The sequence below is a fragment of the Candidatus Amoebophilus asiaticus 5a2 genome (assembly GCF_000020565.1).
GTDB lineage: Bacteria > Bacteroidota > Bacteroidia > Cytophagales > Amoebophilaceae > Amoebophilus > Amoebophilus asiaticus.
This window is the reverse complement of the sequence record NC_010830.1, coordinates 1871353-1884364: the sequence shown is the minus strand read 5'-3', so window position 1 is coordinate 1884364 and position 13012 is coordinate 1871353. Positions and strand designations below refer to the sequence as shown.

Genomic DNA, 13012 nt, shown 5'->3' with positions numbered 1-13012 from the left:
ATTATTAGTTTGTTATTCACTTGATAACTGACTTTTGTGTAGTAATTCTGTTTTTAATGCTCCTAATAAAAAACATACAGATTATGCAAAAAGATTGGAATCTAATGGACACTATCCAGAGCAATAAGCATAGCCTACAGGATGAAAAAGATTTAGATGCTTTAATCAAGCATATATGCGATGCTAAAATAGTGATGCTCGGCGAGGCAAGTCATGGTACCCATGAGTATTATGCGGGCAGAGCTTTAATAAGCAGACGCTTAATTGAAGAAAAAGGATTTAATTTTATTACTGTTGAAGGAGATTGGCCCCCTTGCTACCAAATCAATAGATTCATTAAAAATTATGTAGGTCGCCAAAAAGATATCCAGGAAGTATTGCAGGTATTTGATCGTTGGCCTACTTGGATGTGGGCTAATTGGGAAATTGCTGCATTTAGTTGGTGGTTACATCAATATAATTTAAAGCATGTTCCACTTAATCGTATAGGCTTTTATGGACTAGATGTCTATAGCCTGTGGGAATCCCTTCAGGCAATTGTAAATTATTTAGAAAAAGAAGATCCTGAAGCAGCTAGTGTGGCTAAACAAGCTATACGTTGTTTCGAACCTTACTGGGAGAAAGATGATGGCCAGCAATATGCTTGGGCAACGTACTTGGTGCCTAAAACTTGTGAAAATCAGGTAATTGAGTTACTGCAAACAATTCAAGCTAAGATGCTTCATGATGATACAGATATAGAAGCTCGTCTAAGTACAGAGCAAAATGCTTGGGTGGCTGTCAATGCTGAACGTTATTACCGAGCTATGATCAAGCCAGGGCCAGACTCTTGGAATATCCGTGACTACCATATGATGGAAACCCTGAACCGTTTACTACAATTTCATGGCAAAGAGGCAAAAGCCATTGTTTGGGAACACAATACGCATATTGGAGATGCAAGATTTACGGATATGCAAGATGATGGCATGATTAATATTGGCCAGCTAGCACGGGAACAATATGGAGATCAAGCAGTGAAATTGGTAGGGCTTGGTAGTTATCAAGGAACTGTAATGGCTGGCAGGTCTTGGGGAGCAAAACAGGAAATTATGCAGGTGCCAACAGCAAGAGAGGGGAGTTGGGAAAAGCTCCTTCATGATATATCCCCTGATAACTTCTATTTATTAATGGATGAGATAAGAGACAGTTTTGGCTCTGGCACTGTTTACGACCATAGGGCTATAGGTGTTGTCTATCATCCAGAGCGTGAGCATTATGGAAATTATGTTCCTAGTCAGATAGCTAATAGGTATGATGCTTTTGTATACTATGATGAAACACAAGCGTTGCACCCCATCAAACATGAAAAGAAGCTTACGAAGATGCCAGAAACATATCCATGGAACTTTTAGAAATGGGCATTACTTAACTAAGTCGATTGCATAAAAATTTAATTTTAGGCTTATTTAAACTTGAATTTTAGCCGTCAACACTCCATTAACAATGTGCATAATTAAATGTTTTTTTAGTAAAAGCTGCCTTTTTACAAGAATTTTCTAATATTTGTAGCTTGCTATCAAGTAAATGTTTTGGATATTTTACTTGTCTTATTCAAGCTAAAACATTAAATTATATATAAGAGCTACCACTCCTGCCTTACCATATTTCAATATCAACTATTATCAAATTACTCCTTATGTATACCCTAAAGCTACTTCACAATTTTAGCAACAAATACTTATCAAAATTAGTACATAGTGTTATAGGCCTAATACTTGTGTTGAATATTGGAGCTTGCAAAAATCACCATATTGGAAAAGCAACAGACAGTATAGGGAAGCTAGAGATGATAATTTCAAAGACATTGTTGATAGGTACTGAAAATATAATAAAAGTCGCCTTTCAAATAGATAATGAAGGTAACCATATAAATTTGTCAGATTTCAAGTTAAAAGTCAGCATCCTAGAGCAAGAGACCTTTACAGGGCCAACAACTGGTAGCCAAATAAGCTACATAGGGCCTAGTACTGATAAAAAAGTCTTAACCATGGGTTCTGAGAAGTTTCTAACAGAGTTTACTACTTTATCAGAATTAAATTCAACCCACGGACAAAATGGATTAACAGTAGATTTTGATTTATTGCCAGCTCAAGATACTATCAAGGTAAAGCTACACTTTGAGCTATTTGATAAAGCTGGTACATCTATACAAACTCAAGAGGTAAAATGGATAAAGGATGCGGTAGTAATTAATTCTCCTACAATATTTGAAGGAGGAGAAACTTTAATTGTCTTAAAATCTATTGAAAAAGATATTAGAGATCTTAATAAAGTTATTTTTCAACTTAAAAGTGATGAAGAAAAAGTTCACTTTTATTTTAAAAGTAATGGGAAGTCTGTAGCTACCTTAGTGGATCTGTTGGGTGGTGCTAGTAAGATGATTATAGACAAACCAACTAATCCTATTGAAATTGCAGTAGATGCTGAAAATAGAGCATATTCAGCTAAGTTGGCGATTATGGTGTTTGATGCTAATGCTATAGATGAAAGCCGTCCATTAGGCAAGCATGAAGTTACTTGGAATGATATAAAGTTAGCTCAAAAATCTGATCAAGATCAAGAAGGTTTAAAAAAAGAACAGCAGGGACAAAACAGTAAGCAAGAGACTAGCCAACCCCAGCAGCAGGGTGTGAATAAAGAGGCTGAAACAGGAGATTCATTAAAAGAAGAACAGCAGAGGCAAAACAGTAAGCAAGAGACTAGCCAGCCTCAGCAGCAAGGTGAGCAGATAGCTAAGGAGCTAGAAGATGGTCCAGCTCTGGAAATAAACCAAGAAGTAGAAAAATTTAAGAAAGTACAAGAGGAAGCACAGGAAGATAAGGAAAAATTAGACCAAGTCAGGCAAGAAGGGAAAATATTGAAAAATAAGATAAAACAAGAGGTAAAAGAAGATAAGGAAACACACGAGAAAGAGCAAACAGATAAGCAATCACTAGACCAACCTAAACAGGAGGAAATAGTATTAGCAAAAGACCTAGAAGAGATAGAAAGTATATTAAAAGAAGAGCAAAAGGAAATCAAGACAGAAAAGAAGAATAAGCTTAAAGCACTTAAGAAAGAAGAAAGAAAAGAGCTAAAAGCTAAAAAAAATAGAGAGGAAAAGGACAGTATTAGAGAGATGTATAAGAAGAGAAGGCAAGCAATTAAAGCATCAGCAGAAGCGGCAGAAGTTGACTGGATACATAAACGTGACCATAGCAACGGTTTTATGAATGCCTTGGCACATAATATGTTCGGTATATCCCTAAAAGCACCTAAGAACGATATGTATCGTAAAGGACAGATGGCTGGCCATAGAGCAGCTTTAATTCTTGGCAGAACAGAAACAGCATTTGGAGGTAGTGTAACAGGTGTTGGGGTAGTTACCTTGATACTTGGTACCGGACCTTCGTTAGGTAGTGCAACAATAGGGTCAGCTGTTCTTATAGGATTAGGATTGTTTGGGGTAGCGCATGGCATAGCTACTTCTGAGCGTGCTCAAGCTAACTTGGCTACCCTCAAGGACGCACCGTCTGAGAAAAGTAATACGTCTCATGAAGCTTCACATCCTGTTCATATAGAGAATCATACTACAGAAGAAGGGTCATCCACTAAAGTTAAATCTAGTGAAGAAAAATCTTAATGGACTTGAGTGTTAACTTATTACATATACTAAATGTTTGGTCCCTAACAATTGTGGATATATTAGCAAGAATATTAATAGTGATAAAAGCCAAATACAAAAACTATGGGACAATTACTACATAAATGCGTCAGGACAACAGAGAAAACCCGCAGAGAAATACAGTTATCTCAAGAGAATATAGCAACCCTTGCTAGACGTTTTGGTCTCAACCGTAAAACGGTACCTAAGTGGGAAAAGAGAACTTTTTGCCAAGATGTACCTATGGGGCCAAAATTAAGACCTCTAAGGTATTAACTGGGCAAGAGGAGAAGGTGATTATTACTTTTAGAAAGCTTACCCAATTGCCCTTGGATGATTGTCTATATACTTTACAAGAAACCATTCCTCACTTATCTCATTCTACTTTGCATCGCTGGTTTCAGCGTCATGACTGTCCTAAGCTAGAGAAAGGACAGGCTAAGGAGAAAGCAGTTAAGAAGCAGTTTAAAGCTTATCCCACCCGTTATTTTCATATAGATATAGCAGAAGTGCAAACAGCACAGGGTAAACTCTATTTGTTTGTCGGAATTGATAGGACTAGTAAGTTTTGCTATGCTAGACTATATGAATTTGCTTCTAAAACGGTAGCAGTAGGCTTTCTAGAAGATCTAATAGCTTGTGTTCCCTATAAGATCCATAGAACTGCTGCGAAAAAGATTGACAAAGAAGATAAAAAGGGTTAAGATGTAATTCTTGTTATATAAAAGGAATAAGTATGCATTTAACCTACGCGAGGATAAGCAAATATCCCTATAACTTTAGAAGAATAACTGGCTTAAGTATAGAAACCTTTGAGCAATTATTAGTTTTAAAAGTAAGGCCTCTCTTTGAAGAGTTAGAATCGAGCAAGCTGCGCCATGGTAGGATGAGTCATTTACCTACCATGGAAGATAAATTGCTCTGTGTACTCATGTATTATCGCACTTATATTAGCCATGTGTTTTTAGGCTATTTGTTTAACTTACACAACGCTAACATATGCCGCTTGTTAAGAAAAATGGAGCCATTACTAGCTAAGAAGATTAGCATTAAAAAAGATCGCAGCTTAACCTCAGATAAGGTATTGCGCATATTAGCAGATGTGAGTGAACAGCCTACGCAAAGGCCTAGTAAAAAGCAAAAGAAATCATATTCAGGCAAGAAAAAGCGACATACTATAAAAACAGAGATAGTTATTAGAGAAGATGGAAAGATACTCTCTGTATCCAAATCTCATAAAGGAAAAGAGCATGACTTTAAAATCCGTAAAGGAGAAAAACTCTTACCTAAAGAAAGCTTAAAGCTAGCAGATAGTGGTTATCAAGGCTGGCAAAAGCTACAGAGCAATGTCATGATTCCCTATAAAAAGAGCCGTAAGCGGCCATTAACCAAGGAGCAGAAAGAACATAACAGAAAGCTATCCTCCATACGCATGAAGGTAGAGCATAAGATAAGAGAGATCAAGGTGTTTAAGATTATGTCAGAAGTTTACCGTAACTTTCAGAACAAATATAACCTACGCTTTAATATTATAGCGGGTATGATAAACTTCAAGCATGCTTTTTAACAAATAGCATCGCTACTGGCAAGATTCTCTCTCTGTTTTATTCAAATTCTACTCTATTTTATCTCTTTCGCAGCAGCTCTCATAAAATACTAACAGATAATGGAGTACAATTTACCAATAGAAAAGAGGGAGAATTAGCACTCGAGCATATGTTGGTCGTATTTGCTACCAGCAAGAAGGTATTACACATAGCAGGACTCATGTAGCCCATCCATGGACTAATGGCCAGGTGAAGCAAAATTATCAAGGAAGCCACCGTGCAAAGCTATTATTATAGCAACCACCAACAATTAAAGTGCCATCTAAATGACTTCTTGTTAGCTTATAATTTCACTCGTAGACTCAAAGCTTTAAGAGGCAAAACCTTTTGACAATTTTTAGAGCAACAATGGCAAAAAAATCCTCAGCTTTTTCACCAAAATATTAATACTTTCACTAAGAGGCTGAACAATTAGATTGTCTGCTTAAATATATAATAATATTGTTGAGGCTAAAGGTGCTAATTATTAAATATACCTATATATACTATGCCTTCAATTACCAAGCATATGTAACGCCTGCCAAGAAATGAGCACCACTAGTAGGAGCATGCAAATAGCGGTTGTTAGACCTAGCTAGTATGTTACTACAATCTAAGAATATTGTAAAACGTTGGTTCCATACGTATTCTATTCCTAAATCGATATCTATGACATCTGGTAAGGATTTAGCAGCTTTTGTTGTAGGGTCTAGTGCTTGTATACCTCCTAACCAGTGTAGGTTACCTTTTAGTAAAATCTTATCATGGAAATTGTAGGTATTAAGTATTTCGATGGTATACTGTGGTTTGTGCCATGGCTTTTCTAATTGCGTAAGTGTATAGTCAAAATACGCTGCCTTAAGTCTAGTTACCAAAGCTTCTCCAAAGCTTGTCTTAGCAAGTTCAGCAAACAGCTGCATCACTTTAGCTGCAGCATCATATTGTATATCAAATTGCCTAGGCTCAGTAGCATTATTAACAAAGCAATACCAATTTTTATAGCTGCTGATAGATAGGCCAGCATGGCAGGTAAGCTTACTTAAAATATCACTTTTTATACCCGCATAACAAATATACTGCTGGTTAGTATGCCTCAAATCTACTGTAGACGCTAGCCAAGGGTTTTGTAGAATATATTCTTGCCATGAGTTAGCTTGAATATTGCCACTTACACCTATATAAGGACGAAAGGCTTTGTTAAGCGCATAGGTTAGCTTTACTTCTGGATAAACATGGAAATTTTCAGGTAAGGCATCCGTATTGTTCTGGTAAGTTAGCGTAGTACCTGTTTGAATTATAAACTCATTGAGCTTAGTTACAAAAATGGGTTTAAAGCGGAATATGTTACGCTGCAATGCATGATTGTTAGTTTGTCTATACTGACTTAAATAAATATCTATGCCAGCTCGTAACTGAAAAATTTCGTTTAGGCTATAACTAGCATGCAGCTTACATTCTTCTTGTGTTTCATGAATAGATGAAGAGGAGCTAAGGTGGATAAGCTGAGTATGTACCTGATACTTAAGAGTACTTGGTAGATGGTTATACAAGCTAGTACGAAGCTGAACCTGATGATATTTATAATGCCTATTAGGATCATTATGAGTATAAATAGTATTGTTAATAAGCTGTTTAAACGGATATTTATCCCAGTTATAATCTAATGAGCCTGCTAATGTTAGCTTTTCCATAAGCTTTTTCCCATGGAAGTTAATTGTATTATGGTGCTCTTCAGCGTACTTTTTTTTGCCTTCTGACAAATGACTTATATGTAGCCCATAACCATGTCTTTTATTTCTGGTATTATTAAAGAAAGCTGCTATATAAGGCATGTGATAGTTTCCATATCCTAGCTTTAAATACTTACCATATAAATTAATGAGTCTCTCTTGCTTGGACCTGAGTATTTTTATTTTATGTTCTAGAGATTGGAAATCGAGCGGTATATCATAAAGTGCATATTGTAATTCGGCACTTGGTTGCTCCGTAGGTAGCGGTAATGGAGCTTTTTTAATTAACCGATCAGCCTCTGGAAGTTGATTCTTCTTTTCTTTTTTAATAATGAATTCAGCTTCTTGAATGGTTCCTTGTGGACGCTTGGCGTATCCATAGCTCTCCATGGTGTAAGTACCCCAACCGAGTAGCATTAACGTTATATAAACTAGTACATTTACTTTCATAGTATCAATCTTTTACTCTTATTCTAATGTTTTAAATTCATTATCCTCATCCTGCAATGGTTGCGTGGTTGTAGTTTTTGCCTGTGCTTGTTCAAGGCTATCTGCTTCTATTTGCTGTATAAGTTGCTGTAGTTTTTGTTGTGCTGTGTTAACAAAGCTTGAATCAGTAGCATTTTCTATAATAGACTGAAGTGTAGCTCTTGCTTGGAAAAATTCTTGTAAGGCTATATAATTATCTGCCATCAACAAGAACCCTTGGTTAGTCCATTCAGTATATTCAGCAAACTGTTTGTTAAGGATAAACAATGCTTCTAATGATTGTTTAAATTCTCTTAGTTGGTAATAAGTGTATGCTATTAGATATTGAGCTTCTGCTGCATACATATCTTGTCCATTTTTTACAATTTGTTTAAAATGTTCATGAGCTTCTTGGTACTTAGCTTGCTTTAGGGCAGTTTTTCCTAGATATAAAGCTGCTTGGCTTACAGCATTAATTGTTATGTTACCTTGATTAATAATTTGTGAAGCTGCTTTGTTGACTTCTTCATATTGTTGTAGCGCATCACTAGTCTTCATGATTCCCTCTAAGGCATAATAAGTTTCTTTTTTATTGCTAGCACTTTCTTTAAGCTGCTTGTAATGTGTAAGTGCTGTATTAAAATCCTTGTGCTTATAAGCAAGCGATGCAATACGTAATAAGATTCTATTATAAAAGGGTGTCTGTTTATTTTTACTAGTAATATGATATTGTATAAGCGCTTGCTCATCTTCTGCTAATCTATAATAAGCTTCCGCTATTAAAAAGTTAGCTTCATCTATCAATGTACTATTAGGATAACTGGTTATAAACTCTTTAAGTTGTTGAACTGCTGGTGTGTAGTTCTGACTATAAAATAAATTTTTAGCAGCTTCAAAGCTTATGGCTGCTAGTGTCTCACTGCTTGGATTAGCAGCCTTGTAGCTAGCTAAATATTGTTGTAGCTTCTCTGGTTTTCCTTCTTGTACAACTAAATTGGGAAGCTCTAATAATGCACTCTGTGCATTTGGATGAGTTGGATAGTCTTTAAGTAATGTTTCATAATCTTTTCCGGCTTCTGCATATTGTTTTAAGTTTACCTTAGCAACTGCTCTATGAAGCAAAGCATCTGGCACAAGAGTACTATAAGGTTTCTTTTGAATAAAGTTGGTAAAACTTTTGATTGCTAGATCATACTCCTGATGTTGCAACGCTAGGTATGCATATTCAAATAATGCTTTTTCATAATAGGCAGTATGTGGACAGGTATTAATAATACTTTCTAAGTTTTGTTTGGCTTCTACGAACTTGCCAAGCAACCCATAAATAAGAGCTTTCTGATAACGGTTATGTGCAGGATAATTATCTTCAGTTTTAGTATATAAATCTAGCGCCTTATGGTAATCTTTAATAGCATAATAGCAATCTGCTGTTCTAACTAATACATCTAAACGCCAATTATTATCGTTAGTTATATTAGGTATATTGATATATTGTAAAAATAATGGTAATGCTGCCTTGTATTTTTCTGTATTAAATAAAACGTAGCCAAGCCCGTAAAGTGCATCTTGGTAATAATTTGTATTCTTTTTGTCGGTTGCTGCAAGTACTGTTTGGTAATGCGTAGTCGCTTGCTCGTAAGCTTGCTGTGCTACATAACTTTCTGCAAGCCATAAATGTGTTTGTAGTGTTATATCTGTATCTAAAGGATAATATAAAGATTTTTGTAGCCAAGTAATGGCTTTATCATAAGCTTCCTGGTTGAAGTAAGCATTGCCCTTATAAAAAGTTGCTTTTTGATACACTTGTAAAACAGTTTCTGGCTTTTCTTGTAAGCTCTCAATATGAGCAATTGCTAAATCATAGTGGTTGGTATGAAAGTACACTTGACTTAGTAACTGATCAACTGTAGTTATATGCGGGCTGTTAGGGTAAGATCTTTTAAATTTTTGTAATGCGTCAATGGATATGGTAAGTTTTCCTAACTCATAGCTTAATTGTGCATATTGGAAAGATGCTTCTGTTTGTATTTCATTAATAAAGTTCATCTGCCTTGCTTGGTCAAATGCTGCTAATGCTAAATTCTTTTGGCTCGTTTTGATATATATCAACCCCATATAGTAGCTCGCTAGCTGAGCCAGATAATCATCTTGCAATGCTAACTCTTTTAAATATTTGAGCGCTTTGTAGTTTTCTCCTGATTTATATAAAGAGTAAGCTAGCCGATAAAAGACTTCATGCGTTACCTCTGAAGGTTGAAGGTGAATATAATTTTCGTAATGTCGGGTAGCTGATGCATAATCCTTTAAGAAGAAATAAGATTCGGCAGTAAGTAATTCTATATCTTCGTAATTTTTTAATGTTGGTTGTTTAGTCTGTACGTCTTTAATATAATTAATGGCTGCTTGGAAACGTTTCGCTTGGTAAAGTACTTCCATTATCATATAAGGGACTACAGCTTCATATGCCTCATGGTTCCCAGCTTTTCTTAGGTCTATTAATGCACTCTCATAATCCCCTTTTTTTAAGGCAAGATATCCAGCATAGTAGTTGCTGGCAGGTGTGTAGGGAGTATCATGATTTTTAATAGCATTAAAATAAGACAAAGCTTGGCCAAAGTCTCTTTCATTTAGGTATGCATACGCTAACCTGTATTGCAATTCAGTATGTAAAGTGTTAGCCAACTGTTCTTTGTTGACTGATAAGTAATAGGTAATACCTTTAGCATAGTCTTGTTGATAACAACGTAGATTACCTAATTCATAATATGCTAGAGCAGCTTTCGGATGATAAGGATATTTTTCTACAAATTGCTGAAGACGTACTTCTCCATCTATTCTATCTAGTTTAATAGCACAAAATGCTGCATAGTAAGTTGCTTCTATAACGTATTCATTTCCTATGTAGGCTGTATGTTCGGTTATATACCTATCCATATAGTGCTGTGCTGCCTCATATTGTTGTTTTTCATATAATTCTAACCCTTTATAAAAATCTGAAATAGATATGGGCTTTTCTAGCAGTTCTTGTCCATATATGGCTAGATTACTTATAGACCATATCATAAGTATAGCAGTATAACGTAGTAAGTTTGTCATCATAGTGATAAACTAATAAAGGTTAAAATTTACGTAGTTAATATATTAATGCAGAAGCTTAAACACTAATTCTTTTAGAATTTCTTCTTCTCCCACAAAGGCATAAGCCACTCCTTTGAGCTGCATATCTGCTTCTTGTAAATGATTTATATTTTCAACGATCTTAGAAATAGAATATTGCTTAGCTGCTGCTATATACTGAGGTACAAAGTACGCATTTATTTGTAAAGCTTGTGATAATGCTTGTGAAGACTTATCACGTGCTTGGTGAAGCAAAAGTATTTTACTAAAAAAGGTAAACAATAAGCCAATCAAGGGAATAGCTATTTGGCTTTTGTTGTTTCCAATTAAATGAAAAATAATTTGGTTGGCTTTATATACATCTCGTGTGGCTATAGCACTTTGTAGCTCGAAGGCATTAAACTGTTTACTGATTCCTACGTATTCCTGAATAATATTATCGGTAATTTTGCCTCCTGGTTGTAGATTTAAAGCTACTTTATCTAGCTCTTTAGCTAACCGGACTAAGTCACTGCCAATAAACTCTTGCAGCATAAAAATAGCTTTTTCTGCAATATGTAGCCCTTTCTCTGTAACATAGTTACTAATCCAAGCTGGCAGCTGGTTATCATACAATCGTTTAGCATTTACGAGTACCGCATGTTCTGCTAACACTTTACTGAGGGTTGTTTTGGTAGATAATGTTTTATGCTTATAGCCAAATGCTAATATTGTAGTGGGATTAGGCATCTTAATATAATTTGCCAAAAGTGTTTGGCCTGCATCGCGGTTTAAATCTTGTAAATCTTGTGCTTCTTTTACAATAACTACTTGCCGTTCCACTCCTACAGGATATTGTTTAGATTGGCTTATGGCTTGTGCTATAGATTGCTCTTTGCCATATAGAATAGTTAAATTAAAGATTTTCTCAGATTCTTCTAATAAGTTATTTTCTAAATAATCGATGATAAGATCTATATAATACACTTCTTCTCCCTGTAAAAAGTAAACAGGAGCATATTGTTGTTTCTTAAGCAGGTCAAGTGCTTGTTGAGGTGTCATAGTAGCCATGGGTGTTTAAAGTTAATAAACAATAGCTTTTATGGAGGAATTTTATAGTATGTTTTTAACCTAAAATTTTAAGGACTTATAAAATACTCAAAAGTCTGATCTTGCTAGATAAAAGTTGCGCTAGTGTTTTTAATAACTTTCATAAAGCTAATTATCTTCTAATTTATTTGTATACTTAGGTACATAAAAGATACTTTAAGACCGTATCAATAATTTTATATCTTATGATTGCATATATTCAGGGAAGCATTACCTATAAATCACCTACCCAACTCATTGTGGATGTAGGGGGTATAGGGTATGAGCTACAAATCTCTTTACAAACCTATGATTCGTTAAAAGATATTGCTGCTAGTTGCAAGATTTTTACTTATCTACATATTACTCAAGATGCACACACCCTATATGGTTTTAGCACTATAGAGGAAAAGCAATGTTTTTTACAGTTGCTGAGTGTAAATGGTATAGGGCCTCGTGTAGCTATAACCATTTTATCCGCGTTAACCCCAGAAGCTCTTCAGCAGGCTATCATGACCCATGATACAATTACATTACAGGCTGTTAAAGGAATAGGGCAAAAAGCAGCCCAGCGTATTATTTTAGAATTACAAGGTAAAGTAGGTAAGGTGGGTAACATGTTATCTTTACAACCGTCTGGACAAGAAGCTATTTATCAAGAAGCATTGGCAGCACTTAGTAAATTAGGTATACATAAGTCTACTGCAGAAAAAACAGTGGCAGCCATTTTAAAAGAACATCAAGGGGAAATTACTGTAGAATCATTAATTAAATTGGCTTTAAAGGGGTAGAGGAGTATTATTCAACAAAATGGTATCAAAAAGCAGCGGACAAAGGACATGCACCTGCACAGAATAACTTGGGCTGGATGTATCACAATGGTTGTGGGGTGCCTAAGAATGATGAAGAGGCTATAAAATGGTACCAAAAAGCAGCAGGCCAAGGACTTGTGTATGCAAAAGAAACAGTTCAGCAATTAATGGAACCGCTAGGGAAATAATATAAAGGGGCTATTCATTCAACTGTACTAAACTAAATCTAGCTTTGATCTATGGGCCTAATTCAAATTCCTCCTCATACAGTTCAGTGGGTGAACCCTATTAACGCTAAGTTTTAAAAATATTTGAGTTCTTAATAAAAACTATTACTGTACTGTTTTACTGAACAAATGATAGAAATTAGTGTTGAGTATATAGAAGACCTGTGTTAAGAATTGTAACTGCTAATGAGCGACCAATTTCAGTCTACTTTGCTATTTGCACAGTTCTATTATCTGAAGTATAAAGCACCATTATCTTTTTTATACCGATGGTCCATACTCCATTTTAATTATTTTATATTCTATTGCCAATATATTT

8 protein-coding genes and 2 pseudogenes are annotated in these 13012 nt (G+C 35.3%); 7 read left to right on the top strand and 3 right to left on the bottom strand.

Annotation, left to right across the window (positions count from 1 at the left end; translation table 11 throughout):
• Positions 1-83 precede the first annotated feature (83 nt).
• From AASI_RS07450 to AASI_RS08515, 5 genes and pseudogenes are all read left to right on the top strand, one after another.
• Positions 84-1394 (top strand): erythromycin esterase family protein, encoded by a 1311-nt coding sequence (locus AASI_RS07450; protein WP_238541592.1) that lies wholly within the window; start codon positions 84-86, stop codon positions 1392-1394.
• 365 nt (positions 1395-1759) lie between these two features.
• Complete coding sequence (locus tag AASI_RS07445) at positions 1760-3664, top strand: hypothetical protein (RefSeq protein WP_148204989.1); 1905 nt, start codon at positions 1760-1762, stop codon at positions 3662-3664.
• A gap of 105 nt (positions 3665-3769) precedes the next feature.
• A pseudogene (locus AASI_RS07440) lies at positions 3770-4347 on the top strand (IS481 family transposase); the annotation flags it as partial.
• A 74-nt stretch (positions 4348-4421) separates the two neighbouring features.
• Positions 4422-5252 (top strand): IS5/IS1182 family transposase, encoded by an 831-nt coding sequence (locus AASI_RS07435; protein ID WP_012473478.1) that lies wholly within the window; start codon positions 4422-4424, stop codon positions 5250-5252.
• An 83-nt stretch (positions 5253-5335) separates the two neighbouring features.
• Positions 5336-5699, top strand: a pseudogene (locus AASI_RS08515) (IS481 family transposase); the annotation flags it as partial.
• A 90-nt stretch (positions 5700-5789) separates the two neighbouring features.
• Here AASI_RS08515 and AASI_RS07430 read toward each other — a convergent pair.
• Genes AASI_RS07430 through holA form a run of 3 tightly spaced genes read right to left on the bottom strand, consistent with a single transcriptional unit; the run spans position 5790 to position 11636 of the window.
• The gene (locus AASI_RS07430; protein ID WP_012473477.1) at positions 5790-7451 is read right to left on the bottom strand and encodes a TonB-dependent receptor; all 1662 of its coding nucleotides are present in this window, start codon (positions 7449-7451) and stop codon (positions 5790-5792) included.
• Between the two features lie 18 nt (positions 7452-7469).
• Entirely contained in the window at positions 7470-10565 is a 3096-nt protein-coding gene (locus AASI_RS07425; protein ID WP_012473476.1) for a tetratricopeptide repeat protein, read from the bottom strand.
• Positions 10566-10610: 45 nt separating this feature from the next.
• Positions 10611-11636 (bottom strand): DNA polymerase III subunit delta, encoded by a 1026-nt coding sequence (holA, locus tag AASI_RS07420; RefSeq protein ID WP_012473475.1) that lies wholly within the window; start codon positions 11634-11636, stop codon positions 10611-10613.
• Positions 11637-11860: 224 nt separating this feature from the next.
• Here holA and ruvA point away from each other — a divergent pair, with 224 nt between their 5' ends.
• Positions 11861-12445, top strand: coding sequence for a Holliday junction branch migration protein RuvA (gene ruvA / locus AASI_RS07415; RefSeq protein WP_012473474.1), 585 nt, complete (start codon positions 11861-11863; stop codon positions 12443-12445).
• Positions 12427-12654, top strand: a complete 228-nt coding sequence (locus AASI_RS09240) for a tetratricopeptide repeat protein (RefSeq protein ID WP_148204988.1) — start codon at positions 12427-12429, stop codon at positions 12652-12654. The genes ruvA and AASI_RS09240 overlap by 19 nt, the downstream gene beginning before the upstream one ends.
• The last annotated feature ends 358 nt before the right edge of the window (positions 12655-13012 follow it).